Origin of the sequence: Streptomyces sp. NPDC004542, assembly GCF_040610035.1 — a bacterium.
Taxonomy (GTDB): Bacteria; Actinomycetota; Actinomycetes; order Streptomycetales; family Streptomycetaceae; genus Streptomyces.
Genome location: NZ_JBEXLP010000026.1, coordinates 1 through 26241 on the forward strand (window position 1 = coordinate 1; position 26241 = coordinate 26241).

The window sequence follows — 26241 nt, forward strand, 5'->3', positions numbered from 1 at the left end:
GGGCGTCGGCTCCCCCCCCCGCCCCCCCCGCGGGGGGGCGGGCCCCCGGCGGCGGCCCCGGGGCGCCCCCCCTACCGGCGGCCGACGGACATACGGACCCGCCGGCCGGGCGCCCAGGCCGTTGCCCGTCTCCGCGGCTCCCTCCGGTACGCGAGGTGACCGTCCCCCCGCCCGCCCGGAGGGCATGGTCACGCCGGCTGGCCGAACAGCTGCCGGAGCACGTCCTCCATCGTCACCAGCCCGGCCAGCCGCCCGTCGGCCCCGAGTACCGCCGCGACGTGCGTACGGCTGCTCCGCATGGCGGTGAGGACGTCGTCCAGCGGCGAGCTCTCGCGCACCCGGGCGATGGACCGCATGTCGCGCAGGCGGAACGGCACGTCCCGTGGCGCGGCGTCCAGCGCGTCCTTCACATGCAGATAGCCGACGATCCGGCGCCCCTCGTCCACGACGGGGAAGCGCGAGAAGCCCGAGCGGGCGGACAGGGCCTCCAACTGCTCGGGCGTGACGCCCACGCGCGCGTACTCCACCCGTTCCAGCGGGACCACCACGTCCCGCACCGGGCGGCTGCCCAGCTCCAGCGCGTCGTGCAGGCGCTCCTGCGCGCGGTCGTCGATCAGGCCGGCCTCGCCGGCGTCCTTGACGATCTCGGCGAGTTCGGCGTCGGAGAAGGTGGCCGAGACCTCGTCCCTGGCCTCGACCCTGAGCAGCTTCAGCAGCGTGTTCGCGAAGGCGTTCACCGTGAAGATCACCGGCCGCAGCGTCCGCGACAGCGCGACCAGCGGCGGGCCGAGCAGCAGCGCGCTGCGCACCGGCTCGGCGAGCGCGATGTTCTTCGGCACCATCTCGCCGAGCAGCATGTGCAGATACGTGGCCAGGGTCAGCGCGATCACGAAGGAGACGGCGTGGCCCGCGCTCGTGGACACGCCCAGGCCGTGGAACACCGGTTCCAGCAGGTGCGCGATGGCCGGTTCCGCGACCACACCGAGGACCAGCGTGCACAGCGTGATGCCGAGCTGCGCCGCCGCCAGCAGCGCGGAGACGTGCTCCAGCCCCCACAGCACGCTCTTCGCCCGCCGGTCGCCCGCCTCCGCGTGCGGCTCGATCTGGCTGCGCCGCACGGAGATCAGCGCGAACTCGGCGCCCACGAAGAAGGCGTTGACGACCAGCGTCGCCAGTCCGATCAGCAATTGGACGGCGGTCATCGCACGGCCTCCCGGTGTTCGTCGTCGAGCGGCGCGTGCAGCAGTACCCGGGCGGCCCGGTGACCCGAGTCGTCCACCACGTCGAGCCGCCATCCGGCGACCTCGACGTGGTCCCCGCTCTCAGGTATCCGCCCCAGCTCCGTCGCCACCAGCCCGGCCAGCGTCTCGTACGGCCCGTCCGGCAGCCGCAGGCCCACCCGGGCGAGCTGGTCGGTGCGGGTGGCGCCGTCCGCCGAGTACAGGGCGCGGCCCTGCTCGTCGGCGCCGGCCGGGGCCAGGTCGGGCGTCTCGTGCGGGTCGTGCTCGTCCCGTACCTCGCCGACGACCTCCTCGACGATGTCCTCCAGGGTGACGACGCCCGCGGTACCGCCGTACTCGTCGATGACCACGGCCATGGTGTTCCTGCCGGAGAGCCGGTCCAGCAGCCGGTCGACGGTGAGCGACTCGGGCACCAACAGGGGTTCGCGCATCACCTGTCCGACGGAGCGGTGGATCCGCTGCTCGGCGGGGACGGCCAGGACGTCCTTGATGTGGGCGCTCCCGACGACCGAGTCGAGGCTGTCGCGGTAGACCGGGAACCGGGACAGCCCGGTCGCCCTGGTCGCGTTCGCCACGTCCTGGCAGGTGGCCTGGACGTCGAGCGCGACGACCTGGACGCGGGGGGTCATCACGTTCTCCGCGGTGAGGTCGGCGAGGTTCAGGGTGCGGACGAACAGTTCGGCGGTGTCCGCCTCCAGCGCGCCCTCCCGGGCGGAGTGCCGGGCCAGCGCCGCCAGCTCCTGTGGCCCGCGCGCGGAGGCCAGCTCCTCGGCGGGCTCCACGCCGAGGCGCCGCACGACACGGTTCGCCGTGTTGTTCAGGTGCGTGATGAAGGGGCGGAAGGCGGCGCTGAACCAGCGCTGCGCGTTGCCGACCCGTTTCGCCACGGCCAGCGGCGACGAGATCGCCCAGTTCTTGGGCACCAGCTCGCCGACGACCATGAGGAACACCGTGGACAGGGCCGTGCCGACCACCAGCCCGACCGAGCTCGCGGCGGACCCCGAGAGGCCCAGTGCCCGCAGCGGACCGGCGAGCAGCTTGGCGATGGACGGTTCGGCGAGCATGCCGACCACCAGGTTGGTGACCGTGATGCCGAGTTGCGCCCCGGAGAGCTGGAACGTCAGGTTCCGTACGGCCTTCAGGGCGCCGGCGGCACCGCGCTCGCCGCGCTGGACGGCCCGCTCCAGCTCGCCCCGCTCGACCGTGGTCAGCGAGAACTCGGCCGCGACGAAGGCGCCGCATGCGAGTGAGAGCAGGATCGCCACCAGCAGGAGGAGCACTTCGGTCATCGGGTCACCTCCTTCCCATGGTTGTACAGGGCAGGAAGTGGCGCGCGGTGTCGCCGGCCAGGAGGCTCGCCCATGGGCGTGGACTCACAACCTTTCATGCAGGAACGAGTGATCCTCCCATGGTAAAGGATGGGCAAAGAACGGTGGAGGGTGCGCTCAGCCGGCGGTGAACGGCTTCACCCAGCGCCGCCAGTGCTCCTCGGGCGCGTACCCGGCGGCCCGCCAGGCGTGGTGCACGCTCTCGTTGCGGACCAGCACCATCGCGTCCCCGCGCCGCCCGCCGAGCCGGACGAACCGCTCCTCGGCGGCGGCCAGCAGCGCCGAGCCGATGCCCTGCCGCCGTCGCCGGGGATCGACCGCCAGCCGGTACAGATGGCAGCGCCAGCCGTCGAAGCCGGCGATCACCGTGCCGACGAGTTCCCCGTCCTTCTCGGCGAGGATCAGCGCCTCGGGATCACGGGTCACCAGCCGTTCGACACCGTCCCGGTCGTCGCTGATGCTGGCGCCCTCGGCGGCCGTCTTCCAGAAGGCCAGCACGGCGTCGAGGTCGTCGGGCCCGGCGGGCCGTAGCCGAAGATCAGTCATGCGGTCATCACACCACTGCTGGTCCGGCGGCCGGATGAATTCCAGCATGCGGACGGCCCTCGGCCGGCTGTGCGCCGCGCAGCTCCTCGATCACCTGCGCGAAGTCCGCCATGTACGGCTCCAGGACGGTCAGGTACGAGAACCCGTACCGTTCCCGCAGCGCCCGCACCCGCCCCACGATCTCCCGCAGGGTGCCGACCAGCACGATCGGCAGCGCCAGCGCCTCCTGAGCGGTCAGCTGCGGCTGGCGGTCGAGCAGCGGCTCGATCACCGCCTCGGGGTCCTCGGTGACCGCCACCGTCTGCACGAGCAGGTTCAGCTCGGCGGGCTCCGTGCGGCCCGTCGCGAACTCCCGGTACCGGGCCACCCGCTCGTCCAGTTCCTCGGGGGTGAGCGGCGCGATCCTGCCCGTCGTGCTCCCCGGGACCACCCGCGCGGCCGTGAACGCGGCGATGGCGGCCCGCTCGGCGGTCAGCCGCAGCATCCGGTCGCCGTTGCCGCCGATCAGCAGCGGCACCCGCGGCTGCGCGGGCCTCGGCTCCGCCGAGTCGAGCAGCCGCTCCAGCTCCGCCACCGTGTGCGCGAGGTGGTCCACCCGCTCGCCCGGCGACCCGAAGGGCAGGTCGGCCGTGTCGTGCTCCGCCCGCACGTAACCGGTGCCGAGTCCGAGTTCGAGACGGCCGCCCGTCAGCGCGTCCGTGGTCGCCACCTCGCGGGCCAGCAGCGCCGGGTTCCAGAAGCCGGCGTTGAGCACGAAGGTGCCCAGGCGCGGCCGCTCGGTCGCCCCGGCAGGTTGACCCCGAAGCGGAACGGACGCGGCATGAACTCTCCTCAGCACCGGGTGACTTGAGCCGTCGCCGCGATTCCATCACTCGTGCGCGATGGCCGCCAGCACATTCATGCGCGATGCACGCAAGGCCGGCAGCAGGGCCGCCACCACACCCACCAGCGCCGAACCGGCCACGACCGCGACGATCGTGCCCCACGGGATCGCCAGCGCGGTCATGCCCTGCAGGGCCAGCACCCGCTGGGTGCACACGCCCCACACCAGGCCCAGGGTGAGCCCCAGCACCGCGCCGAACACCGCGATCACCACCGACTCCAGCCGGATCATCCGGCGCAGCTGCCGCCGGGCCAGCCCGATGGCGCGCAGCAGGCCGATCTCCCGGGTGCGCTCCACGACCGACAGGGCCAGGGTGTTGACCACGCCGAGCACCGCGATCACGATCGCCAGCCCGAGCAGCGCGTACACGAGGTAGAGCAGCACCGCTATCTGGTCGTGGACCAGTTTCTTGTAATCGGCCTGGTCACGGACCTGCACCTGCGGGTACGGCTCGAGCGCCCGCTCCAGTCGCGCGCGCAGCCGGTCCGCGCTCGTGCCCGCGGCCTTGTCCACGTACAGCGCCGCGTCCTGCCCGTCGGGCACGTACTTCTCCGCCGTGGCGATGCCGAAGAACAGCCCGCCCTGCGTGCCGAGACCCGAGCCGCCCTGGTCGGTGAGGGCACCGACGGTCATGTCGGCGGTCCGGCCGCCGGGGAACTCCACCGGGACCGTGCCGCCCAGGCGCACGTGGTGGTCCGCGGCGAAGTCCACGTCCATGCCGAGGTGCCCGTCGGCCAGCGCCGCCGCGCTGTCGCCGCCCCGGTAGGAGACGTGGGCGACGTCGTCCAGCCGCGCGTCGTACCCGGCGGCGCTGGTCTTGACCCGCTTGCCGTCCGGCAGCCGCAGCGCCACCGGCACGAACCGCTGGCGTACGACGAGACGCACGCCCTCGGTGGTGCGGACCTTGTCGGTGATCTCCTTGGTGAAGGGCAGGAAGCGGCCGTTCTGGACGGTGAAGTCGGCGCCCAGCGTCGTGTCGATACGCTGGTCGAACGACCGGGACATGGAGGCGCTGGCCACCGACATCCCGCCGACCAGGGCCAGACCCACCATGAGCGCGGCCGCGGTGGCGCCGGTGCGGCGGGGGTTGCGCAGGGCGTTGCGCTGGCTCATCCGGCCGACCGGGCCGAACAGCGCCGGGAACGCGCCACCGACGACCCGGATCACCGGCCGGACCAGCAGCGGCCCGGCGATCACCGTGGCGACCAGCGTCAGGACCACGCCCAGACCCAGCAGGGAGGCCGCCGACGCCGTCCTCGTCGCCGCCGCGCAGCCCGCCAGCGCGGCCACGCCGGCCGCCCCGACGACACCACCGGCGATCGCGCGCGTCCTCAGCGGCCGTCCGATCCCGGCGATCTCGGCGTCCGCGAGCGCCGCCATCGGCGAGACACCCGCCGCGCGCCGGGCGGGCAGGTACGCCGCGACGAAGGTGACGCCGACGCCGACGACGTACGCCGAGACGGGCGTCGGCCACCCGATGACCATCTCCGTCGCCTTCAGGTTCATCCCGAACGCGCTCATCAGCCGGATCAGCCCGAACGCCAGCCCGATCCCGGCGGCGAGGCCCAGCGTGGAGCCGACCAGGCCGAGCAGCACCGCCTCGGTCAGCACCGACCGCCGCACCTGCCGCCGGTCGGCGCCCAGCGCCCGCAGCAGGCCCAGTTCGCGGGTGCGCTGGGCGATCAGCATGGAGAAGGTGTTGACGATCAGGAAGATCCCGACCAGGACGGCGATCCCCGCGAAGCCGAGCATCACGTACTTGATCACGTCGAGGAAGCCGCCGAGGGTGTCGGCGGCCGACTTGGCCTGTTCACCGGCGGTCTTCAGCTCGTACGGACCGCTGCCGACCGCCCGGCCGATCCGGCTCTTGAGCTCGGCGTCGCTGACGCCCTTCGCCGCGTCCACGGAGATGCTGGTGGCCCGGCCGGGGGAGCCGAGGAGTTCCTCGGCGGCGACCGCGGGGTCGAGGAAGACCAGGGCCGCGCCCGGGTTGGTGGTGGTGAAGGTGGCGATGCCGACGACCCGCACCCGGAAGCTGCCGGGCGCCGCCTGCACCGTCAGCGTGTCGCCGATGCGGACGTGCTTCTTGCCGGCGGTGTCCGCGTCCAGCAGCGCCTCGCCGGCGCCGTGCGGGGCGTGACCGGAGGTCAGCTTCACCGGGCTGCGGTGGCTGAGGTACCAGTCGGTGGCGACGGTCGGGGCGCCGGTGGTCGGGCCCACGGACTTGTTCCGGCTGTCGACCACCACGATGTTCTGCACCGACACCTCCGCGTGGGTGGCCAGGACCCCGTCGACCTTCGCGACCCGGGAGGCGAGCGCGGCGGGCACGGTCCGGACCGCGCCGGTCGGCACGGACGACCGGAGGTCCTCCTTCGGCCGCACCGTCACGTCCGCGGAGGTGGAGGCGAAGAGCCGGTCGAAGGTGCGGGTGACCGTGTCGGAGAAGATCAGACTGCCCGCGACGAACGCCACGGACAGCACGACGGCCAGCGCGGACAGCAGCAGCCGCCCCTTGTGGGCGAGGAAGCTGCGCAGGGTCGCCTTGAGCACCTGGTCAGGCCTCCTCGGTGGCGGCGCCGCGGTCGGAGGTGCCGCGCGTGACGTCGAAAAGCTTCATGCGTTCGAGCACCGCGTCCGCCGTGGGCCGTGCCATCTCGTCCACGATCCGGCCGTCGGCGAGGAAGAGCACCAGGTCGGAGTGGGCGGCGGCGCCCGGGTCGTGGGTCACCATGACCACGGTCTGGCCGAGCTCGTCGACCGCGTCGCGAAGGAACCCGAGGACCTCCAGTCCGGCCCGTGAGTCGAGGTTGCCGGTCGGCTCGTCGGCGAAGATCAGCTCCGGCCGGGAGGCCAGCGCCCGGGCACAGGCCACGCGCTGCTGCTGCCCGCCGGACAGCTGGGCGGGCCGGTGCCCCAGCCGTCCCCGCAGCCCCAGCGTGTCGATGACCTGGTCCAGCCACTTCTCGTCGGGCTTCTTGCCCGCGATGTCCATCGGCAGGGTGATGTTCTCGGCCGCGTTCAGCGTCGGGATGAGGTTGAACGCCTGGAACATGAAGCCGATCCGGTCCCGCCGCAGCCGGGTCAGCTCGCGCTCCCTCAGCCCCGTGATCTCGGTGCCGCCGAGCCACACCTGACCGGCCGACACGGTGTCGAGGCCCGCCAGGCAGTGCATCAGGGTGGACTTCCCGGAGCCCGAGGGCCCCATGACCGCGGTGAACCGGCCCCGTTCGATGTCCACGTCCACCGAGTCCAGGGCGAGCACGGCGGTCTCGCCCGAGCCGTACGCCTTGGTCAGCCCCCGGGCGCGGGCCGCGGTCCCCTCGCCGGGCGCCCGGCCGGGCGCGTGCTCCGCAGCAGATGTGGACAAGGCCGCCTCCTCGCTCGCCTGGACGTCGTGACTCCTCGTCCCGGCCGAGCGTAGTGTGACCGGTCGCACACCCGGTATCCCCCCTGGGACAGAGCCGCTCTCCGCCTCAGGTCGCACCCGCGCTACCGGTGTAAGGGCCACTCTCCACCCGGGGGAGGAGAACCGGCGCTCACCGCTCTCCGGGCCGCCAGGCCGTGCCCAGCACGCAGTACGACAGGGGCAGCCTCGGTCCCTTCTCCGGCATCAGCAGCTCGCGGTAGGGGCCGAGTTCGAACCCGGCCGCCCGCAGCGCCGCGACCGGCTCGCGGGACAGGTGGCAGCCGCCGCTCAGCGCCGGCCACACGGTCCCGTCCAGGGCACGCTGGGCGAGGGCCATCGTCCGGCCGCCGCCCCGGCCGTGCTCGAAGAACCGCACCTCACCGCCGGGCCGCAGCACCCGCCGCACCTCGCCCAGCGCACGCGGCACGTCCCGGACGCTGCACAGCACCAGCGACAGCACGACCGCGTCGAAGGCCTCGCTCTTCACCGGCAGCGCCTCCGCCGCGCCCGGCACCACGTCCACCGGCACCTCGGCGCGCAGGGCCGCCCGCACCGCCGGCTGTCGGAGCAGGCGCTCGGGCTCGATCGCGACGACCTCCGCGACCGCGCCCGGATAGTGCGCGAAGTTCAGACCGTTGCCCGCGCCGATCTCGATCACCCGCCCGGACAGCCCGGCGAGCATCCGCTCCCGCACCCCGGCCAGCCCCAGCCTGGACTCGGCGCACGTGCTGGCGCGGGCGTAACAGCGGGCGAAGAGCGGGTGGTGGACGGGACCCCGTGCGACCTTGCCGGAGCCGGTGGAGCGCAGCCGCATGACGACCTCCCGGACAGGACGGGCCTGTACCGGGATCGTCCCCCGTACGGGCCCGTCGCACCCTCCGCCTAGGAGATGAAGTCGCGCACCTTCTGGTACACGCCCTGGTCGTTGTTCATGTCGGTGTGCGAGATGCAGCCGACGTCGACGTTGGTCGCACCGCTGAGCAGCGCCGAGGAGTCCGGGTCGATCGCCTCGTCGCAGTCCGACCAGTAACTCGCGTACGACACGCTGCCGGGTGTCTCGTCGCCGGAGTTGAGGGCGGTGAGGAAGGAACTGCCCGTCTTCATCTCCTTGCAGGACGTGTACAGCCACCCGCACAGGGAGGCGACGGAGGTGCCGTGGTTCACCCCGGCGACCGACACGAAGTCGTCGACGTACGACGTCCCGCCGAGGTTCTTGAGGTAGTAACGGCCGCTCAGCGCGCCCATGGAGTGGACGACCAGGTCGACCTTCGAGGCGCCGGTCTTCGCCAGCACGGACGTGACCTCGGTGGCCAGCTGCTGGGCGGTGGTGGCGTTCGACTGGGTCCAGTCGTACGACCACGCGAACAGCTGGGACGACGTGTAGCCGTCGGCCTCGAAGTCCGCGACCCAGTCGTCCCAGCCGCTCGCCGAGCCGCTGAGCCCGTGCACGAACACGACCGGGTCGTGGCTCGCCGCGTGGGCCGGGGCCGCGGTGAGCGGGAGGGACAGAAGGAACGATGCGGTCACCGCCGATACTGCCGTGGCGATTCGACGCTTGTGGCGCTGCATGAAGCCTCCTGGAACGGGTGGGGTTGCCAGGAGTGTCCGGAAGGGTCTACGCGCGCCGCATCGGTGAAGTCGCCAGTCTTTACGAATCAACTGACCCACCAGTAACATCGATGGCGTGGTGCCGCCGGTGAACCCCCCACCTCTGCCCCGCACTTCGCCACCCCCGCCCCCCGACGCGGCTCCCGCCCCGGCGGAGGGCGTCCGCGCACGGCTGCGGCACGTCGCGTACGGCGACCCGCGCGCCGTCGCCGAGCTCCTCGCGCGCCTGACCGAACGACAGGCCGCGGGCCTCGACCCGCTGCCCACGCGGCCCGCCGCCGTCGCCCCCCGGCTGCTGCGCGCCCACCGCCAGGAGATCCGCTCCCTGCCGGACGACACCCGGCTGCTCCTCCTCCTCGCCGCGGCCGACCAGTATCCCGTCGCCACCCACGCCTTCCTGCGCGCCGTCGCCGCGGCCCGCCTCGACACCCGGCCGCTGGAGGCCGCCGACGTGGCGGGCGTCGCCCATACCGCCGTCGACGGAGTGGAGTTCCGCGACACCTGGACGAGGATCGCCGCGTACGAGGCCGCGTCCCCGCAGGAGCGGCGGGAAGCCCACCGGCTGCTCGCCCGCGTGCTGAGCGGCACCGGCGAGGCACCCCGCCGCTCCTGGCACCGGGCCGCGGGCGCCCTCGGCCCCAGTGCGCGCCTCGCCGCGGAACTGCGCACGTCCGCCGACCGGGCCCGGGCCGCCGGCGACCCGGCCCTGGCCGGTGCGCTGGCCGAACGCGCCGCCGCCCTCTGCACCGACCCGGGCACCCGGACCCGGCTGCTGACCGGCGCCGCCGCCGACGCCTGGCGGACCGGCGACGCGGACCGGGCCCGCACCCTGGCCGCCCGCACGGACGACCCCGCCCTCAACGGCGTCTTCGCCCTGCGCGCCGGCAACGCGGCGGAGGCCTTCGACGCCCTGCTGGCGGCGGCGATCCGGTCCGGGAGAACGGAGGACGAGGGCCGGGCGGACCCCGTGGCCCGGGAGGGTGGGGGCGGTGGTGGTGCGAAGACGTCGGGTGGCGGCGGTGGTGGTGCGGAAGCCTTGTCCGGGGGCGGAGGCTCCAGGGGCCCCGGCCCGGGTGGTGGCTCAGGCCGCCCCGGCGGGGACGGAGTCGAGGCGGTCTCGGCGCGGGGCGGCGGCGCGCGCACGGTGGCCGGGCGGAGCACCGCCTCCTCACCGGTGCGGCGCGGCAGCGTGCGCGCCGTGGGCGGGGACGGGCGTCGGGAGGGCGGTGGGGGCCAGGCCGTGGAGTTGCTGGCGCTGGCCACGGAGGCCGCCGTCTACACCGGGGACCTGCGCCGGTGCCGGGAGGTGTTCCTGGTCGCCCACTGGCTGGGCGTGCCGCCGCCCGGCGCGCTCGGCGGGCTGGCCGCGGCGGTGGAGGGACGCTACGAGGACGCCCGGGACCTGCTCAGGCGGACCGCCGGACGGTGCGGGCCCGGCGGTGACCCCACCCTGCTGATCCACGCCGGCATGACCGCCCTGATGCTCGGCGACCACTCCCGCGCCGCCACCGCCACCCTCCGGGCGGCCACCACGGCCCGGGCCCGGGGCGCCCTCGCGACCGTCGCGCAGGCCATGGAGTTCCGGGCCTACGCCGACTTCTGGACCGGCCGCACCCACGCCGCCGAGGCCGCCGCCCGGGAGGCGCTGGAACTCGCGTACGCCACCGGGCAGGACAACGGCGCCTGCCACCTGCGGGCCGCCCTGGCCATGTTCGCGGCGGTCACCGGCGACGAGAGTGCCTGCCACGAGCACGCCCGGGCCGCCCGCGCCCATGCCCTGGCGCGTGGCCTGGGCCTGCCCGCCGCCCTCGCCCAGTGGGCGCTCGCCTTCCTCGACCTGACGGGCGGCCGTTTCCCCGCCGCGGCGGCCCGGCTGCGCGCCCTCGCCGGGTTCGGCCCCGGCCATGGCCACCGTGCCATCCGGCACCTGGCCACCCCCCACTACGTGGAGGCCGCCGTCCGCAGCGGCGACACCCGGGTCGCGCGCGCCGCCCACGCCGACTACCACCGCTGGGCGAGCGCCGTCCGCAGCCCCGACGACCTGGCACTCAGCGCCCGTTGCCGAGCGCTGCTCGCCCCCGCGGCCGAGGCCGTCGGCCACTACCGCACCGCACTCGACCTGCACGCCCGCGGCACCCGGGAGTACGAACGGGCCCGCACGGAGCTGCTGTTCGGCAGCGCGCTGCGCCGGCTGCGCCGCCGGAGCGAGGCCCGCGACCGGCTGCACAGCGCCCTGGAGGCGTTCGAGTCCTTCGGCGCCCCGCACTGCGCGGCCCGGGCCCGCGCGGAACTCCGCGCCCTCGGCGCCCCGTCGACCCCGTCACCCACCGATCAAAGCCCCGCGACCGCCCGGCTGACGGCCCAGCAGCTGGTGATCGCCCGCATGGCCGCCGAGGGCGCCACCAACCGCGAGATCGCCGACCGCCTCGCGCTCAGCCCCCGCACCATCGACCACCATCTGCGCGGGGTCTTCGCCCGGCTGGACATCCGGTCGCGGATCGAGCTGGTACGGCTGCTCGGGGACGACGACACCCCGGGCAGCCGTTGACCGCCCCGCTCAGGGAGCGTTGCGCACCCGGAACGCCTCCGCGTCCCACGTCCCCTCCAGTCGCGGCGCCAGCCAGCCCGGGGCCCCCGCGCGGAACTCCGCGGGCGGCAGCGCGCCGGCCCCGGCGGGCAGCGCGCCCAGCAGCGGCACTCCCGCCACCTCCGGGAGATCGGCGAGGTTGCACCGGCAGGCCAGGTCCGGGGACTCGGGCCAGCTGCCGATCACCACACCCGGCAACTCGATCCCGCGCGAGCGCAGTTCCCGCGCCGTCAGCTCGGTCGTGTTCAGCGTGCCAAGACCGGCCGAGGCGACGACCAGCACCGGTGCCTTCAGCAGCCGGGCCGCGTCCGCGAGCGTGCCGCCCGCCGCGTCGAACCGGACGAGCAGCCCGCCCGCCCCCTCGACCAGCACCAGATCGTGGTCCGCGGCCAGCTTGGCGGCCGCCTCGGCCACCTCGTGCGGGTGCACGGGCGCCATGCCCGCCCGGCGGGCCGCCGTACCGGGGGCCAACGGCTCCGGGTACCGCGCCAGCTCCGCCGTCGCCACGTCTCCCGCGAGCCGCGCGACCTCGTCGGCGTCCCCGCGCTCGTCGGGCCGTACCCCCGTCTGCGCGGCCTTCAGCACGGCGACCGACCGCCCGGCCGCCACCGCGGCGGCCGCGACGGCGGCGGTCGTGACCGTCTTGCCGACCTCCGTGCCCGTGCCCGTGATCACCAGTACCGGCATCTCATCCCTCCCGTGCCGCCGCGCACACGGCACGCGTGATCCGCGCCACGTCCGCGTCGGCGGTGACGTACGGCGGCATCGTGTAGATCAGGTCGCGGAAGGGCCGCAGCCAGACGCCCTCGCGCACGGCGGCCCGGGTGGCCGCCGCCATGTCGACCCCGTGGTCCAGCTGTACCACCCCGATGGCGCCCAGGACCCGGACGTCCCGTACTCCCGGCAGCCGCGCGGCCGGCGCGAGCCCGTCGCGCAGGCCCGCCTCGATCCGCGTGACCTCCGCGAGCCAGTCCTGCCCGAGCAGCACTCCGATGGAGGCGCAGGCGACGGCCGCGGCCAGCGGATTGCCCATGAACGTCGGCCCGTGGGCCAGCACCGGCACCTCGCCCCGCGAGATGCCGTCGGCCACGCGCGTGGTGCACAACGTGGCCGCCATCGTCAGGTAGCCGCCGGTCAGGGCCTTGCCCACGCACATCACGTCCGGGGCCACGGCCGCGTGCTCCGCCGCGAACAGCGCGCCGGTGCGCCCGAAGCCGGTCGCGATCTCGTCGAACACCAGCAGCACGTCGTGCGCGTCGCACGCCTCGCGCAGGGTGCGCAGATACGCGGGGGAGTGGAACCGCATCCCACCCGCGCCCTGCACCACCGGCTCCACGATCACGGCGGCCAGCTCACCGGCGTGCCGCTCGATCAGGTCGTGCAGCCGGCCGGCGTAGGCGTCGTCGTACTCCGCCGGCGGCGCGTCGGCGAACACCTGGCGCGGGAGCACCCCGCTCCACAGCTCGTGCATCCCGCCCTCGGGGTCGCACACGGACATCGGCTGCCAGGTGTCGCCGTGGTAGCCGCCCCGCCAGGTCAGCAGCCGCCGCTTCTCCGGGCGGCCGAGCGAACGCCAGTACTGGAGGCACATCTTGACCGCGACCTCGACCGACACCGAGCCGGAGTCGGCCAGGAAGACGTGCTCGAGCCCTTCCGGCGACATGTCGACAAGGAGCTTCGCGAGGCGTACGGCGGGCTCGTGGGTGAGCCCGCCGAACATCACATGGCTCATCCGCCCCAGCTGCTCGCGCGCCGCCTCGTTCAGGACCGGGTGGTTGTAGCCGTGGATCGCCGACCACCAGGAGGACATGCCGTCGACCAGTTCGCCCGAGCCGTCGGCGAGCCGGAGCCGGACCCCGCTCGCCGACTCCACCACCAGCGGCTCGGTACGTCCGGGCATCGGGCCGTACGGATGCCACACGTGCCGCCGGTCCAGTTCCAGCAGCTCCGGCACGCCCGGCCCGGGCTGGTCAGGCATTGGGCGCGAGGTCCGTTCCGGCACCCCGGCGGCGGACGGCGACGAGGTCGGTGCGGGGCTCGCCCGCCACCGTGGCGGCCGCGGCGGTACCGCAGACGCCGCCGCCCTCATGGGACCCGCAGCCCGCGTCCCCGTGCGATCCGCAGCCCGCGGCGTCGTGCGATCCGCAGCCGGCCGCGTCCCCGTGCGACCCGCAGCCGCCCCCGGCTGCCACGCGGTGCTCCGGCAGCGTCACCTGGCCGGCGCCCTCCACCTCGAACCCGGCGTCCGCGATCATCTCCAGGTCGGCCTTGCCCGCCTGGCCCTCACTGGTCAGGTAGTCGCCGAGGAAGATGGAGTTGGCCAGGTGCAGGGCCAGCGGCTGCAGGGTGCGCAGATGCACCTCACGGCCGCCCGCGATGCGCACCTCGACGTCCGGGCAGACGAACCGGACCATCGCCAGGATGCGCAGGCAGCGCTGCGGGGTGAGGTGCCAGTCCTTGGCGAGCGGGGTGCCCTCCATCGGGATCAGGAAGTTCACCGGAACGGAGTCAGGGTCCAGCTCGCGCAGCGAGAAGACCACGTCGACCAGGTCCTCGTCGCTCTCGCCCATGCCCGCGATCAGACCGGAGCAGGCGGACAGGCCGGCCGCGTGCGCCTTGCGCACCGTGTCCACCCGGTCGGCGTACGTGTGCGTGGTCGTGATGTCCGCGTACGTGCCCTCGGAAGTGTTGAGGTTGTGGTTGTACGCGTCCGCGCCCGCGTCCCGCAGCCGCTCGGCCTGGCCGTCGGAGAGCAGGCCGAGGCAGGCGCAGACCTCGACGTCCTCGTTCTGCTCCTTGATCGTCCTGATCGTCTGGGAGACCCGGTCCACGTCCCGGTCCGTCGGACCGCGCCCGCTGGCCACCAGGCAGACCCGCTTGGCACCCCCGGCCAGGCCCGCGGCCGCCGCCCTGGAGGCGTCGTCGGGCTTGAGCCAGGTGTACTTCAGGATGTCGGCCTTGGAGCCGAGCCGCTGGGAGCAGTAGGAGCAGTCCTCCGGGCACAAGCCGGACTTGAGGTTGACCAGGTAGTTGAGTTTCACGCGCCGGCCGAACCAGTGCCGGCGCACCTTGCCGGCCGCGGCCACCACATCGAGTACGTCGTCGTCGGAGGTGGCCAGTACGGCGAGTGCTTCCTCGCGGGTCGGCAGCTCGCGCCGAAGCCCCTTGTCCACCAGCGTGTTCAGCAGGTCCATGAGGTCCGATCCTGTCCTACGTGACCGCTCCGGGCCAAGGAGAGTTTGCACAACGGAGGCTGGTTGCTCGTGTGGGTATTGCCACATCCTGGGCGGTCGGCCGTCCGGCTAGTGTCTGTCCACTGCCTACAAAATCCCCGGAGGAGCCATGGCGTTCGGCTGGATCGACGACCAGGCGGAGCTGCGCCGCCGCGCCGGGCTGGTACGGACCCTCAGGCCCCGGGCCGCCGGCTCACCGCTCCTCGACCTCGCCAGCAACGACTACCTGGGCCTGGCCCGTCATCCCGAGATCACCGAGGGGGCCGCGGCGGCGGCCCGGACCTGGGGCGGCGGCGCCACCGGTTCCCGGCTGGTGACCGGCACCACGGAGCTGCACACCGAGCTCGAACACGAGCTCGCCGCGTTCTGCGGCTTCGAGGCGGCCCTGGTGTTCTCCTCCGGCTACGCCGCCAATCTCGCGGCCGTCACCGCGCTCGGACCGCACGGCTCCCTGATCGTCTCCGACGTGGGCAACCACGCGTCCCTCATCGACGGATGCCGGCTGGCCCGGGGCACGACCCAGGTCGTGGGGCACGCCGACCCGGAGGCGGTCCGCAAAGCCCTGAACACGCACGAGGGAGCCGCGGTCGTCGTCTCCGACACGGTGTTCTCCGTCGACGGGGACGCGGCGCCGCTGGCCGCGCTCGCCGAGGCCTGCCGGGAACACGGTGCCGGGATGGTCGTGGACGACGCCCATGGCCTGGGTGTCCTGGGCGACGGCGGCCGGGGAGCACCCTGCGCGGCCGGGCTCGCCGGTGCCGAGGACGTGGTCGTCACGGTCACCCTGTCCAAGTCGCTGGGCAGCCAGGGCGGTGCCGTCCTCGGACCGGCCCGGGTGATCGACCACCTGGTCAACGCGGCACGGACGTTCATTTTCGACACCGGTCTCGCCCCCGCCGCGGCGGGCGCGGCCCTGGCGGCCCTCAGGCTGCTGCGCCGCGAGCCGGAACGGGCGGCGCGGGCCCGTGAGGTGGCGGCCGAACTGCACGCACGCCTGACGGCCGCGGGGCTGGAGGCGGTGCGCCCGGACGCCGCGGTCGTCTCCGTGCGTGCCCCGTCCCCGGAGGAGGCCGTGCGCTGGGCGGCCGACTGCCGGACGGCAGGCCTGGCCGTGGGCTGCTTCCGTCCTCCTTCCGTGCCCGACGGCATCTCACGGCTCAGGCTGACGGCCCGTGCGGACCTCTCCGGGGCCGAGATCGAACGCGCTGTACGAGTCATCGGCGAGACGCGACCGTGAGTCGGCGTGACACGGCCGTGCACCGCCTGGGTGAAGTCTGATCAGATCTGATCGAAGCTGATAGGGCTTGATGGGGCTCGATCGGATCAGAAGGAACCTGATCCGATCAGTGGGTCATCGCAGGGCGGCGAGGAACCCCGCCCAGCTCCCGGGGGAGAAGAGCAGCGCGGGGCCGGCCGGGTCCTTGGAGTCGCGCACGGCGAGCAGCCCGGTCCGGGGACCGGAGCGCGGCCTCGCCGTCTCCACACAGTTGTTCGCTCCGGTGCTGTAGCTGCTGCGCAGCCACCGCACACCGTGCAGTTCGGTGCTGGAAAGTACGTTCCGAGGCAGTGCAGACATGGTGCCTCCTTACGCGCCGTCACTCATACCGGCGAGGTAATCCAACGAGTCCTCGGGGGAAAGGGCGTGGATCTGAAGGGAGCTGAAGGCCTCTGAGTAGGCCCGGAGGTCTTCTTTCCGCTCGAGGTAGAGGCTACTCGTCAAGTGGTCGAGAACAACCACATCCAGATCAGAAGTGCGCGGAAATGAGAAGATAACGAAAGGGCCGGTGATGCCGACATGCGCCCCGGCGGAGAACGGCAACACCTGGAGGCGTACGTGCGGCATGCGCGCCGCCTCGACGAGCCGCTGAAGCTGCCGTGCCATCACGTCCGGCCCGCCGACCTCCCGCCGCAGCACCGCCTCGTCGAGGACGGCGCTGAGCTTCAGCGGCGGATCCGACCGCAGCACGTCCTGCCTGGCCAGCCGCACCTCCACCAGGGTGTCCAGCCGCTCCTCGGCGTCGTCGACACCCCCGCCCACGGCCGCCCCGGTGACCGCGCGGGCGTACTCCGGTGTCTGCAGCAGCCCCGGGACCACCGATGTCTCCAGAGTGCGCATCGCGCTCGCCTGCGACTCCAGGCTGATGAAGTCACGGTAGGCGGGCGGCAGCACCCCCCGGTAGGCGTGCCACCAGTGGTGACGGCCCCCGCCCTCGTCCGATCCCGCCAGCACCATCAGCAACTCACGCAGTTGCCGGTCCGTCACCCCGTAGGCGTCCAGGAGTAACCGCACATCGGCCGGTTTCACTCCGCTGGCGCCCGTCTCGATCCGGCTCACCTTCGACTGGTGCCAGCCCACCAGACGGGCGGCCTCACCACTGGTGAACCCCGCACCGGTGCGCAGCGCGCGCAGTTCGGCGCCCAGTTTCCGGCGGCGCACCGCGGGACCGTTCTGCATGGGCCACTCCTTACTCGCCATTACTCCTTACGCGCCGCCCGAATACGCTCTGCCGTCGCAGAGTTCACCGCTTCGAGCGACAGATATATGCATATCTTGGTGGATCCCACCCGCTGACCGGCGTGCTGATGGCAGTCTGGCGATGAAGCACCAGTCCGGGACCGTACTCGAACCATCCGCTTCGTGTCGGACTCCGGTCCCGTGGGAAAGGGACGACGTCGCCATGGCAGACCACCTGGAAGCATCCGTCACTCTGCCGAGCGATCCCGCCTCGGTCCGCGCCGCCCGCACCTATGTCGTGGCGACCCTCGCGGAGTGGGGCCTTCCACCGGACACCGAGGTGGCCGACACCGTCCGGCTCATCGTCTCCGAGCTCGCCACCAACGCCGTGCAGCACACCTTCGGGCAGTCACCCACCTTCACGGTGGAGCTCGCGCTCGACCGTGACGAACACCTGCACATCGGCGTCACCGACAGCCATCCCCAGCTCCCGAGGAGACTTCCCGCCGCCGTGCAGCAGGACAACGGCCGCGGCATGGTCATCATCCGCTGGCTGACCGCCGAGTCCGGCGGCAGGCTGCGGGTGCGGCGCACCCGCGAGGGAGGCAAGACCGTGCTCATCGAGCTGCCGTGGGCGCGACCGGAACGACCGGTCGCGGCAGCGGGCCGACAGGAGACCTAGGAGACCTAGGATCTCGCCGGTCCTCCACGACCTCGCCGGGCCTCCACAGGCCCGTCCGGGGCTGTGTCCGGGCCTGGAACGGCTCGCGCGGCCTTCGGGTGTGGCCCTGTCCCCGAAAGCCGTGCGAGCCGTGACGGCCGGTCAGCTGACCCGGCCGTACCAGACGCTCTTCGTCCAGATCTTCTGCAGCTTCACCACGTCACCTGTCTTGGGGGCGTGCCAGATCTTCCCCTTTCCGGCGTAGATGCCGACGTGGTAGACGTTCGACCCCGAATGGAAGAAGACCAGGTCTCCGGCCTTGCGGTTCCTGGCCGAGACGTGGTGGGTCTTGTTGTACTGCTGGGCGGCCGTCCGGGGCAGGCTCTTGCCCGCCTTCTTGAACGAGTACAGCGTGAGTCCGGAGCAGTCGAACCTGCGCGGACCGGTGGCGCCCCACCTGTACGGAGCGCCCTTCTTGGACGCCGCGATCTGGAGCGCCTTGGTCGCCGGAGTCGCGGCCGCGGCGTCGGAGGCGACGCCCGGGACCACGATGGAGCCGCCCACGGCGGCGATGGCGAAGGCCGAGGCGGTGCCGGCCCGGGCCATGAGCGACGGGACACGATTGAGCGCAGTCATGCGCAACCCTTCGTCAGCCGCCTGTGAAGGATGACCTGTCGGATTCGGGCTGGCGAAGTTGCCCGGCCGCGTTGCCGCGGCTTCACCCCAAGGGCTGCTCGGAGGCGAACAGATGTCCGCTCCGGCGACCCGTCTTGCCTGGGTCCTCCACTCCTGCCGATCCACTCCTGTCGACCGGTCATCCGGGCGGCGGCAGGACTCGGCGTCCGCCCGGATCGCCCCGCCATGGTGGCGGGGGCTTGTCGTCAGACAGGGATCTTCGCCCACACCTGTCTGAAAATCCCAACGGAACCGGGGATTTGTGGTGTTACTCACCACTCACCCGTTTGGGTGGACAGGTCTGTTCTCGAGCCGCTGCCGTGACCACCGCGCACCCTCCGACCAGGGCAGAAGTCGCTCCCGGCAGTCATCGGCCGGGAGCTTCGCGCGACTTCGGAGGCCCTGAAAAAGGATGCGCGGTTACTCCGAACGTAGGTACGTCTTTTGGTCCGTTTCGACTCAGACTCGAACGCGCAAGCCTCAACCGGCCCCGTCCGGGGGCGCGGTGACGCGCTCGGTACGGCGCTCGCCGTGCAGCGCCCTGAGCGCCCGGGCCGGGGTGGCCGCGTGCAACTCCGTCTCGCCCCGCTGGTGCACCGACGCCAGCGCGTCGCGCAGTTCCACCGCCTTGCGCACCAGCGCCTGGGCGGCCCGCAGCCCGCGGTGGGTGTCACCGTGCTGCGCCGGGTTGATGCGTCCCAGCAGGTCGACCACGTCCAGGTAACGGTCGATCAGCTCACCCTCGGTGCGGGTCAGGGCGGGCAGCGGCGGCTAGCGCGTCCCGGGAGCCGCACAAGCCCGGGGAAGCCGCCGGACGGCATGACCGCGCCCGCGGCGGGGCCCCCTGTGCCTCCTCGCGCCTCCCCGCGGGCCGCGGGCGGGCCCGGCAGGGGCACCACCGAGCCCGCCCGCGGTTCCCGCCGTGGGGCGACGACCGCGCCGTATACGGTCCGGCCCCCGGCGGTTCCGCGCTCCGCTTCGCCCGCCCGCACACCGAGGTCCCGCACGACCACGAGCGGGCGGTCCCGGTCCACGCGGAGCACACCGCGGCGCCGGCGGGCACGCGCGGCCCGCACGCCGGCGGCCGGCGGATCACGACTCGGTTAACGTCGTCGAAACCCGCCCCCACTAGCCTGCCGATCCACGCCACCAGGGACTTCGGCCCGTGGCCGCGGCAACCGGACCCCGCACGGTCCGGAGCGAGGACTGTGAGGTGGGACGTGCAACTGACCCCGCACGAGCAAGAGAGGCTGCTGATCCACGTCGCGGCCGACGTGGCCGCCAAACGCCGGGCCCGCGGGCTCAGGCTCAACCACCCCGAGGCGGTGGCCCTCATCACCTCGCACCTCCTCGAAGGCGCGCGCGACGGCCGCACCGTCGCCGAACTCATGTCCTCCGGGCGCACGCTGCTCACCCGGGACGACGTCATGGAAGGCGTGCCCGAGATGATCCACGACGTCCAGGTCGAGGCCACCTTCCCGGACGGCACCAAGCTCGTCACCGTGCACGACCCGATCGTCTGAGGGGCCGTAGATGATTCCCGGAGAGATCCTGTTCGCCGACGACCCGGTCGTCTTCAACGACGGGCGCGAGGTCACCCGGCTCACCGTCCTCAACGCCGCCGACCGGCCGGTCCAGGTCGGCTCCCACTACCACTTCGCCGAGGCCAACCCGGGCCTGGAGTTCGACCGCGCCGCCGCGCGGGGCACGCGCCTGAACGTCGCCGCCGGCACCGCCGTGCGCTTCGAGCCCGGTATCCCCGTCGACGTCGAACTCGTCCCGATCGGCGGCGCCCGGGTCGTGCCCGGCCTGCGCGGGGAGACCGGAGGTGCCCTGGATGCCTGAGATCTCCCGCGCCGCGTACGCGGACCTGTTCGGCCCGACCACCGGTGACCGGATCCGGCTCGCCGACACCGACCTGCTGATCGAGATCGAGGAGGACCGTTCCGGCGGCCCGGGACGCGCCGGCGACGAGGCGGTCTTCGGCGGCGGCAAGGTCATCCGCGAGTCCATGGGCCAGTCCCGCGCCACGCGCGCGGAAGGCACCCCCGACACGGTCGTCACCGGTGCCGTCATCGTCGACCACTGGGGGATCGTCAAGGCCGACGTCGGCATCCGGGACGGCCGGATCACCGGGATCGGCAAGGCCGGCAACCCCGACACGATGGACGGCGTCCACCCGGACCTGGTGATCGGCCCGGAGACGGAGGTCATCGCCGGCAACGGGCGGATCCTCACCGCCGGCGCGATCGACGCCCACGTCCACTTCATCTGCCCGCAGATCGCCGACGAGGCCCTGTCCGCCGGAATCACCACGCTGGTCGGCGGCGGCACCGGCCCGGCGGAGGGCTCCAAGGCCACCACCGTCACCCCCGGCCCCTGGCACCTGGCCCGGATGCTGGAGGCGATGGAGGCCTACCCGCTCAACATCGGCTTCCTCGGCAAGGGCAACACCGTCTCGCACGAGGCGATGCTGTCGCAGATCCGCGGCGGCGCGCTGGGCCTGAAACTGCACGAGGACTGGGGCTCCACCCCGGCCGTCATCGACGCCTCGCTGACCGTCGCCGACCGCACCGGCATCCAGGTCGCCATCCACACCGACACCCTCAACGAGGCCGGTTTCGTCGGCGACACGCTCGCCGCGATCGCCGGTCGAGGCATCCACGCGTACCACACCGAGGGCGCCGGCGGCGGGCACGCGCCGGACATCATGACCGTGGTCTCCGAGCCGCACGTGCTGCCCAGCTCCACCAACCCGACGCGGCCGTTCACCGTCAACACCGCCGAGGAACACCTCGACATGCTGATGGTCTGCCACCACCTCAACCCCGCCGTCCCCGAGGACCTGGCCTTCGCCGAGTCCCGGATCCGGCCGTCGACGATCGGCGCCGAGGACGTCCTGCACGACCTGGGCGCGATCTCGATCATCTCCTCCGACTCCCAGGCCATGGGGCGGGTGGGTGAGGTCGTCCTGCGGACCTGGCAGACCGCCCATGTGATGAAGCGCCGGCGCGGTGCGCTGCCGGGGGACGGCCGGGCGGACAACCGGCGGGTGCGGCGGTACGTCGCCAAGTACACGATCAACCCCGCGCTCGCCCAGGGCCTCGCCCGCGAGATCGGTTCCGTCGAGACCGGCAAGCTCGCCGACCTGGTGCTGTGGGAGCCCGCGTTCTTCGGGGTCAAGCCGCTCCTCGTCCTCAAGGGCGGCCAGATCGCGTACGCGCAGATGGGCGACGCGAACGCGTCCATCCCGACACCGCAGCCGGTGCTCCCGCGGCCCATGTACGGGGCCGTCGGACGGGCGCCCGCCGCCAACTCCGTCAACTTCGTGGCGCCGCTCGCCCTCGACGACGGGCTGCCGGAACGGCTGTGCCTGGGCAAGCGCTTCCTCGCCATCGAGTCGACGCGTGGCGTGACGAAGGCGGACATGAAGGAGAACGACGCCCGGCCGCGCGTCGAGGTCGACCCCGACAGCTTCGCCGTGCGGATCGACGGTGAACCGGTCGAGGCCGTACCGGCGGCCGAACTGCCCATGGCCCAGCGTTACTTCCTCTTCTGATGTCCAGGGCGGCACTTCTCGTGCTGGCCGACGGCCGCTTCCCGGCCGGCGGCCACGCCCACTCCGGCGGGGCCGAGGCGGCCGTCAAGGCCGGGCGGATCGGCGGGGCCGGGAGCCTGGAGGACTTCTGCCGGGGGCGGCTGCACACCGCCGGGCTGGTGGCCGCCGCGCTCGCCGCGGCTGCCGTGCTCGGGGTGGATCCCGTGGCCCTGGACGCGGCGGCGGACGCGCGGACCCCGTCGCCCGCGTTGCGGGGTGCCGCGCGGCGGCTGGGGCGGCAACTCCTGCGCGCCGCTCGGGCTGCCTGGCCGTGCGGTGAACTGGACGCCGTGGCGGGGAAGTTCCCCAAGGGGGCCCATCAGCCCGTGGTGCTGGGGCTCGCGGCGCGGGCGGCCGGCCTCGAGGCGTTGGACGCGGCGTACTGCGCGGCGTACGAGAGCGTGAGCGGGCCCGCGACCGCGACGGTGCGGTTGCTGGGTCTCGATCCCTTCGACGCCACCGCGGTGCTGGCGCGACTGGCGCCGGAGCTGGATCGCGTCGCGGACCGGGCGGTGGAGGCGGCGCTGCGGGTGGGCGGGGAGGGGGTCGACGCGTTGCCCGCGGCGTCCGCGCCGTTGCTGGAGGTGGGGGCACAGTGGCACGCGGCCTGGCCCGTACGGCTGTTCGCGTCGTAGGAGTGTTCCGCCCCCGCCGCCCCTACCCTTCCCGTCCCCCAAGGGCTCCGCCCCTGTCACCCCGCCAGGGTCTCCGCCCCTTTCACCCCGCCAGGGGCTCCGCCCCTGGGCCACCGTTCGGCCTGAACGGCCTCGTCCTCGAATCCCCCGGAGGGGATCCCGGACGTGCTGACCGATGGAGTTCTTCGCATGCATCTCGACCACTCCCACACGCACACCGCCCCCGCCCTCAGCGCCGACGCCCACCGGCCCGACGGCGCCCGCCGGGCCCTGCGGATCGGGCTCGGCGGGCCGGTCGGGTCCGGGAAGACCGCCACGGTCGCCGCGCTCTGCCGGGCGCTGCGCGACACGTTGTCGTTGGCCGTCGTCACGAACGACATCTACACCCGGGAGGACGCCGAGTTCCTGCTCAGGGAGGCCGTGCTGCCGCCGGAGCGGATCGCCGCCGTGGAGACGGGGGCCTGTCCGCACACCGCCATCAGGGACGACATCTCGGCCAACCTCGAAGCGGTGGAGGACCTGGAGGACGAGGTGGGGCCGCTGGACCTGATCCTGGTGGAGTCCGGCGGGGACAACCTGACCGCGACCTTCTCCAAGGGGCTCGTGGACGCGCAGATCTTCGTCATCGACGTCGCCGGGGGTGACGACATCCCGCGCAAGGGCGGTCCGGGGGTCACCACCGCCGATCTGCTCGTGGTGAACAAGACCGACCTCGCGCCGTACGTGGGCTCCGACCTGGCGCGGATGGCCGCCGACGCGAAGGCGCAGCGGGCCGGGTTGCCGGTGGTGTTCCAGTCGCTCAGGAGCGAGGCGGGCGTGATGGAGGTGGCCGGATGGGTGCGCGGGCGGCTCGCCGCGTGGACGGCGTGACCGCGACCGGGGTGCGGGCCGCCGCCCGGATCACCGCCCGGGACGACGGGCGGGGCGGTACCGCGCTGCCCGTGCTGGACGGCGAGGGGCCGCTGGCGCCGCGTCGTACCCGGGCGCGGGGGACCGAGGCGCGGGTCGTGCTCGTCGGTGCGATGAGCGGGCCGCTCGGCGGGGACCGGTTCGCCGTGGCGGCCGAGGTGGGGGAGGGCGCCCGGCTGCACGTCGGGTCCGCCGCGGCGACCATCGCGCTGCCGGGACAGGGCAAGGAGGAGGCCCGGTACGACGTCCGGCTCCGCGTCGCCGAGGGCGGTGAACTGCACTGGCTGCCGGAGCAGTTGATCTCCGCGCGGGGCAGCGACCTGTACGTCACCACCCGCGTCGACCTCGCGGCCGGGGCCCGGCTCGTGCTGCGCGAGGAGCAGGTGCTGGGACGGGCCGGGGAGGAACCCGGACGGCTCACCAGCCGCCTCACGGTGCGGCTCGCCGGGGGGACCGTGCTCGACCAGGAACTGGCCTGCGGGCCCGGCGCCCCGGGCGGCTGGGACGGGCCGGCCGTGCTGGCGGGACACCGTGCGGTCGGGCAACTCGTGGTGGTGAGGCCCGAGTTCGAGCATGAGCCGGTGGCGGCGCGGATGCTGGGGGAGGGGGCCGCCGTGATGCCGCTCGCCGGGCCCGCCGTGCTGGTGACCGCCGTGGCGGCCGACGCGTTGCGGCTGCGGCGGGTGCTGGACGAGGCGCTGGAGCTGCTGGTGCGGTGACCGGAACCACGGCGTTCCGCTCAGCGGGACTTGATCATCCGGTTATCGGATTGGTAAAGAAGGTCAACGCCCCCTGTTCTCAGGTGGTTCACAGCGGCGAGGATCCCCCGTGACCATTCACAGCTACGTACGGGGAGGGGCCCACTTGAGGGACATCAGACCGAAGAGGCGTGTCCTGGCGCTCGGTTCGGCCGGAGCGCTCGTCACGGCGACCCTGCTGGCCGGTGCCGTCTCGGCGCCCAGGGCCGTCGCGGCCGAGCGGCACGGCCAGGACCGCGAGGCCCGCGGTGCCGCGATCGCCGCGGACCGGGCGGCCAAGGCCGGGATCGACTGGCAGGACTGCCCCGCCGACTGGGGGCTGGAGAAGCCGATCCAGTGCGGCTGGGTCTCCGTACCGCTGGACTACGCCAAGCCGAACGGCAAGCAGATCAAGCTCGCCGTCGACCGCATCGGCAACACGGGGACGAAGCAGGAGCGCCAGGGCGCGCTCGTCTACAACCCCGGCGGTCCCGGCGGCTCCGGCATGCGCTTCCCGCGCCGGGTCACCACCAAGAGCCCCGTGTGGGCCAACACCGCGAAGGCGTACGACTTCGTGGGCTTCGACCCGCGCGGCGTCGGCCACTCGGCCCCCATCTCGTGCGTCGACCCGCAGGAGTTCGTCAAGGCGCCCAAGATGGACCCGGTGCCGGACACCGAGGCCGACAAGAAGGCCCAGCGCAAGCTCGCCCGGGAGTACGCCGACGGCTGCTACGACCGCAGCGGCGGCATGCTGCCGTACATGACCACGCCGAACACCGCCCGCGACCTGGACGTCATCCGGGCCGCACTCGGCGAGAAGAAGCTCAACTACCTCGGCGTCTCCTACGGCACCTACCTCGGCGCGGTCTACGGGACGCTCTTCCCGGGCCACGTCCGCCGGATGGTCGTCGACAGCGTGGTCAACCCCGCCCGCGAGAACATCTGGTACCAGGCCAACCTCAACCAGGACATCGCCTTCGAGGGCCGCTGGAAGGACTGGGAGGACTGGGTCGCCGCCAACGACGCGAGCTTCCACCTCGGCACCACCCGCGCCGCCGTCCAGGCCAAGTGGCTCCAACTGCGCGCCACCGCCAAGAAGAAACCCCTCGGCGGGGTCGTCGGCCCGGCCGAGCTGATTTCCTTCTTCCAGAGCGCCCCGTACTACGACTCCTCGTGGGTGCCGGTCGCCACGGTGTTCGGCAAGTACGTCGCCGGTGACACCCAGGCCCTCGTCGACGCGGCCGCCCCGGACCTGTCCGACACCGCCGGCAACATCTCCTCGGAGAACGGCAACGCCGTCTACACGGCCGTCGAGTGCACCGACGCCAAGTGGCCCACCAGCTGGCGGAAGTGGGACCGCGACAACACGCGGCTCAACAAGGACTACCCGTTCATGACCTGGGCCAACGCCTGGATGAACCTGCCGTGCGCCACCTGGCCGGTCAAGCAGCGGACCCCGGTCGACGTGGTGACCCACAAGGGCCTGCCGCCGGTTCTCATCGTGCAGTCCACGCGGGACGCCGCCACCCCGTACGAGGGCGCCGTCGAACTGCACAAGCGCTTCAAGGGCTCCCGCCTGATCACCGAGAAGGGCGCGGGCTCCCACGGCGTGACCGGCCTGGTCAACCCGTGCATCAACGACCGGGTGGACACCTACCTGCTCACCGGCGGGCTGGACACCGCGGACGTCACCTGCGCTCCGCACGCCACGCCCAAGCCGTGACCGCGGCACGGTGAGG

24 protein-coding genes, 1 pseudogene and 1 riboswitch are annotated in these 26241 nt (G+C 73.2%); of the genes and pseudogenes, 10 read left to right on the plus strand and 15 right to left on the minus strand.

Features of this window, described 5'->3' with window-relative positions; translation table 11 throughout:
• Window positions 1–188: 188 nt before the first annotated feature.
• The 8 genes and pseudogenes from ABZX30_RS16745 to ABZX30_RS16780 all read right to left on the minus strand — a co-directional run bounded on the left by ABZX30_RS16745 (window position 189) and on the right by ABZX30_RS16780 (window position 8973).
• Window positions 189–1202 (minus strand): hemolysin family protein, encoded by a 1014-nt coding sequence (locus ABZX30_RS16745; protein WP_355934096.1) that lies wholly within the window; start codon window positions 1200–1202, stop codon window positions 189–191.
• On the minus strand, window positions 1199–2530 hold the full coding sequence (locus ABZX30_RS16750) for a hemolysin family protein (RefSeq protein WP_355934098.1): 1332 nt from the start codon (window positions 2528–2530) through the stop codon (window positions 1199–1201). The genes ABZX30_RS16745 and ABZX30_RS16750 overlap by 4 nt, the downstream gene beginning before the upstream one ends.
• 156 nt (window positions 2531–2686) lie before the next feature.
• Complete coding sequence (locus ABZX30_RS16755) at window positions 2687–3115, minus strand: GNAT family N-acetyltransferase (RefSeq protein ID WP_355934100.1); 429 nt, start codon at window positions 3113–3115, stop codon at window positions 2687–2689.
• 7 nt (window positions 3116–3122) lie between these two features.
• Window positions 3123–3899: pseudogene (locus ABZX30_RS16760) on the minus strand (TIGR03621 family F420-dependent LLM class oxidoreductase); the annotation flags it as partial.
• Window positions 3900–3983: 84 nt separating this feature from the next.
• A complete protein-coding gene (locus ABZX30_RS16765) occupies window positions 3984–6548 on the minus strand; it encodes an ABC transporter permease (RefSeq protein WP_355934102.1) in 2565 nt (854 codons plus the stop codon).
• 4 nt (window positions 6549–6552) lie between these two features.
• A complete protein-coding gene (locus tag ABZX30_RS16770; protein ID WP_355934104.1) occupies window positions 6553–7365 on the minus strand; it encodes an ABC transporter ATP-binding protein in 813 nt (270 codons plus the stop codon).
• Between the two features lie 169 nt (window positions 7366–7534).
• Window positions 7535–8218: a class I SAM-dependent methyltransferase gene (locus tag ABZX30_RS16775; RefSeq protein ID WP_355934106.1), complete on the minus strand. Its 684-nt coding sequence runs from the start codon at window positions 8216–8218 to the stop codon at window positions 7535–7537.
• A 68-nt stretch (window positions 8219–8286) separates the two neighbouring features.
• Window positions 8287–8973: a triacylglycerol lipase gene (locus ABZX30_RS16780; RefSeq protein WP_355934108.1), complete on the minus strand. Its 687-nt coding sequence runs from the start codon at window positions 8971–8973 to the stop codon at window positions 8287–8289.
• 118 nt (window positions 8974–9091) lie between these two features.
• On the opposite strand from ABZX30_RS16780, the gene ABZX30_RS16785 reads away from it, so the two are divergent.
• The gene (locus tag ABZX30_RS16785) at window positions 9092–11560 is read left to right on the plus strand and encodes a LuxR C-terminal-related transcriptional regulator (RefSeq protein ID WP_355934225.1); all 2469 of its coding nucleotides are present in this window, start codon (window positions 9092–9094) and stop codon (window positions 11558–11560) included.
• 9 nt (window positions 11561–11569) lie between these two features.
• Here the strand turns inward: ABZX30_RS16785 and bioD are convergent, their stop codons facing one another.
• The 3 genes from bioD to bioB are packed head-to-tail and all read right to left on the minus strand — an operon-like array spanning window position 11570 to window position 14793.
• The gene (gene bioD / locus ABZX30_RS16790; RefSeq protein ID WP_355934109.1) at window positions 11570–12286 is read right to left on the minus strand and encodes a dethiobiotin synthase; all 717 of its coding nucleotides are present in this window, start codon (window positions 12284–12286) and stop codon (window positions 11570–11572) included.
• A gap of 1 nt (window position 12287) precedes the next feature.
• The gene (locus ABZX30_RS16795) at window positions 12288–13577 is read right to left on the minus strand and encodes an adenosylmethionine--8-amino-7-oxononanoate transaminase (protein WP_355934111.1); all 1290 of its coding nucleotides are present in this window, start codon (window positions 13575–13577) and stop codon (window positions 12288–12290) included.
• On the minus strand, window positions 13570–14793 hold the full coding sequence (gene bioB, locus ABZX30_RS16800) for a biotin synthase BioB (RefSeq protein ID WP_355934112.1): 1224 nt from the start codon (window positions 14791–14793) through the stop codon (window positions 13570–13572). Before bioB ends, ABZX30_RS16795 begins: the two co-directional genes overlap by 8 nt.
• A 148-nt stretch (window positions 14794–14941) precedes the next feature.
• Between bioB and ABZX30_RS16805 the strand changes: the two genes are divergently transcribed.
• The gene (locus ABZX30_RS16805) at window positions 14942–16069 is read left to right on the plus strand and encodes an 8-amino-7-oxononanoate synthase (RefSeq protein WP_355934114.1); all 1128 of its coding nucleotides are present in this window, start codon (window positions 14942–14944) and stop codon (window positions 16067–16069) included.
• 114 nt (window positions 16070–16183) lie between these two features.
• Here the strand turns inward: ABZX30_RS16805 and ABZX30_RS16810 are convergent, their stop codons facing one another.
• Entirely contained in the window at window positions 16184–16408 is a 225-nt protein-coding gene (locus ABZX30_RS16810) for a DUF397 domain-containing protein (RefSeq protein ID WP_355934116.1), read from the minus strand.
• Between the two features lie 9 nt (window positions 16409–16417).
• Window positions 16418–17287, minus strand: coding sequence for a helix-turn-helix transcriptional regulator (locus ABZX30_RS16815; RefSeq protein ID WP_355934117.1), 870 nt, complete (start codon window positions 17285–17287; stop codon window positions 16418–16420).
• Between the two features lie 223 nt (window positions 17288–17510).
• Between ABZX30_RS16815 and ABZX30_RS16820 the strand changes: the two genes are divergently transcribed.
• Entirely contained in the window at window positions 17511–17969 is a 459-nt protein-coding gene (locus tag ABZX30_RS16820; protein WP_355934119.1) for an ATP-binding protein, read from the plus strand.
• Window positions 17970–18110: 141 nt separating this feature from the next.
• Here ABZX30_RS16820 and ABZX30_RS16825 read toward each other — a convergent pair whose 3' ends face one another.
• The gene (locus ABZX30_RS16825) at window positions 18111–18584 is read right to left on the minus strand and encodes a C40 family peptidase (protein ID WP_355934121.1); all 474 of its coding nucleotides are present in this window, start codon (window positions 18582–18584) and stop codon (window positions 18111–18113) included.
• 3 nt (window positions 18585–18587) lie between these two features.
• Window positions 18588–18799: riboswitch (cyclic di-AMP (ydaO/yuaA leader) on the minus strand.
• Between the two features lie 304 nt (window positions 18800–19103).
• A complete protein-coding gene (locus ABZX30_RS16830; RefSeq protein ID WP_355934226.1) occupies window positions 19104–19388 on the minus strand; it encodes a hypothetical protein in 285 nt (94 codons plus the stop codon).
• Window positions 19389–19843: 455 nt separating this feature from the next.
• Here ABZX30_RS16830 and ABZX30_RS16835 point away from each other — a divergent pair, with 455 nt between their 5' ends.
• The 7 genes from ABZX30_RS16835 (at window position 19844) to ABZX30_RS16865 (ending at window position 26225) form a co-directional block, all read left to right on the plus strand.
• Window positions 19844–20146 (plus strand): urease subunit gamma, encoded by a 303-nt coding sequence (locus ABZX30_RS16835; RefSeq protein WP_355934123.1) that lies wholly within the window; start codon window positions 19844–19846, stop codon window positions 20144–20146.
• A gap of 10 nt (window positions 20147–20156) precedes the next feature.
• Window positions 20157–20468, plus strand: coding sequence for an urease subunit beta (locus tag ABZX30_RS16840; protein WP_355934125.1), 312 nt, complete (start codon window positions 20157–20159; stop codon window positions 20466–20468).
• Window positions 20461–22182 carry an urease subunit alpha gene (locus ABZX30_RS16845; RefSeq protein WP_355934126.1) on the plus strand — a complete coding sequence of 574 codons (1722 nt, stop codon included), beginning with the start codon at window positions 20461–20463 and terminating at the stop codon, window positions 22180–22182. Before ABZX30_RS16840 ends, ABZX30_RS16845 begins: the two co-directional genes overlap by 8 nt.
• Complete coding sequence (locus ABZX30_RS16850) at window positions 22182–22856, plus strand: urease accessory UreF family protein (protein ID WP_355934127.1); 675 nt, start codon at window positions 22182–22184, stop codon at window positions 22854–22856. The genes ABZX30_RS16845 and ABZX30_RS16850 overlap by 1 nt, the downstream gene beginning before the upstream one ends.
• Before the next feature lie 189 nt (window positions 22857–23045).
• On the plus strand, window positions 23046–23726 hold the full coding sequence (gene ureG, locus ABZX30_RS16855; RefSeq protein ID WP_355934128.1) for an urease accessory protein UreG: 681 nt from the start codon (window positions 23046–23048) through the stop codon (window positions 23724–23726).
• A complete protein-coding gene (locus tag ABZX30_RS16860) occupies window positions 23714–24484 on the plus strand; it encodes an urease accessory protein UreD (RefSeq protein WP_355934130.1) in 771 nt (256 codons plus the stop codon). The genes ureG and ABZX30_RS16860 overlap by 13 nt, the downstream gene beginning before the upstream one ends.
• Before the next feature lie 145 nt (window positions 24485–24629).
• On the plus strand, window positions 24630–26225 hold the full coding sequence (locus tag ABZX30_RS16865) for an alpha/beta hydrolase (RefSeq protein WP_355934132.1): 1596 nt from the start codon (window positions 24630–24632) through the stop codon (window positions 26223–26225).
• The last annotated feature ends 16 nt before the right edge of the window (window positions 26226–26241 follow it).

Bases quoted from the DNA above. Each gene is read 5' to 3' on its own strand.
- ABZX30_RS16845 (WP_355934126.1), top strand. From the start codon at position 20,461: ATGCCTGAGATCTCCCGCGCCGCGTACGCGGACCTGTTCGGCCCGACC.
- ABZX30_RS16775 (WP_355934106.1), bottom strand. From the start codon at position 8,218: ATGCGGCTGCGCTCCACCGGCTCCGGCAAGGTCGCACGGGGTCCCGTC.
- ABZX30_RS16780 (WP_355934108.1), bottom strand. From the start codon at position 8,973: ATGCAGCGCCACAAGCGTCGAATCGCCACGGCAGTATCGGCGGTGACC.
- ABZX30_RS16820 (WP_355934119.1), top strand. From the start codon at position 17,511: ATGGCAGACCACCTGGAAGCATCCGTCACTCTGCCGAGCGATCCCGCC.
- ABZX30_RS16745 (WP_355934096.1), bottom strand. From the start codon at position 1,202: ATGACCGCCGTCCAATTGCTGATCGGACTGGCGACGCTGGTCGTCAAC.
- ABZX30_RS16825 (WP_355934121.1), bottom strand. From the start codon at position 18,584: ATGACTGCGCTCAATCGTGTCCCGTCGCTCATGGCCCGGGCCGGCACC.
- ABZX30_RS16840 (WP_355934125.1), top strand. From the start codon at position 20,157: ATGATTCCCGGAGAGATCCTGTTCGCCGACGACCCGGTCGTCTTCAAC.
- bioD (WP_355934109.1), bottom strand. From the start codon at position 12,286: ATGCCGGTACTGGTGATCACGGGCACGGGCACGGAGGTCGGCAAGACG.
- ABZX30_RS16815 (WP_355934117.1), bottom strand. From the start codon at position 17,287: ATGCAGAACGGTCCCGCGGTGCGCCGCCGGAAACTGGGCGCCGAACTG.
- ABZX30_RS16810 (WP_355934116.1), bottom strand. From the start codon at position 16,408: ATGTCTGCACTGCCTCGGAACGTACTTTCCAGCACCGAACTGCACGGT.
- ABZX30_RS16755 (WP_355934100.1), bottom strand. From the start codon at position 3,115: ATGACTGATCTTCGGCTACGGCCCGCCGGGCCCGACGACCTCGACGCC.
- ABZX30_RS16750 (WP_355934098.1), bottom strand. From the start codon at position 2,530: ATGACCGAAGTGCTCCTCCTGCTGGTGGCGATCCTGCTCTCACTCGCA.
- bioB (WP_355934112.1), bottom strand. From the start codon at position 14,793: ATGGACCTGCTGAACACGCTGGTGGACAAGGGGCTTCGGCGCGAGCTG.
- ABZX30_RS16850 (WP_355934127.1), top strand. From the start codon at position 22,182: ATGTCCAGGGCGGCACTTCTCGTGCTGGCCGACGGCCGCTTCCCGGCC.
- ureG (WP_355934128.1), top strand. From the start codon at position 23,046: ATGCATCTCGACCACTCCCACACGCACACCGCCCCCGCCCTCAGCGCC.
- ABZX30_RS16795 (WP_355934111.1), bottom strand. From the start codon at position 13,577: ATGCCTGACCAGCCCGGGCCGGGCGTGCCGGAGCTGCTGGAACTGGAC.
- ABZX30_RS16805 (WP_355934114.1), top strand. From the start codon at position 14,942: ATGGCGTTCGGCTGGATCGACGACCAGGCGGAGCTGCGCCGCCGCGCC.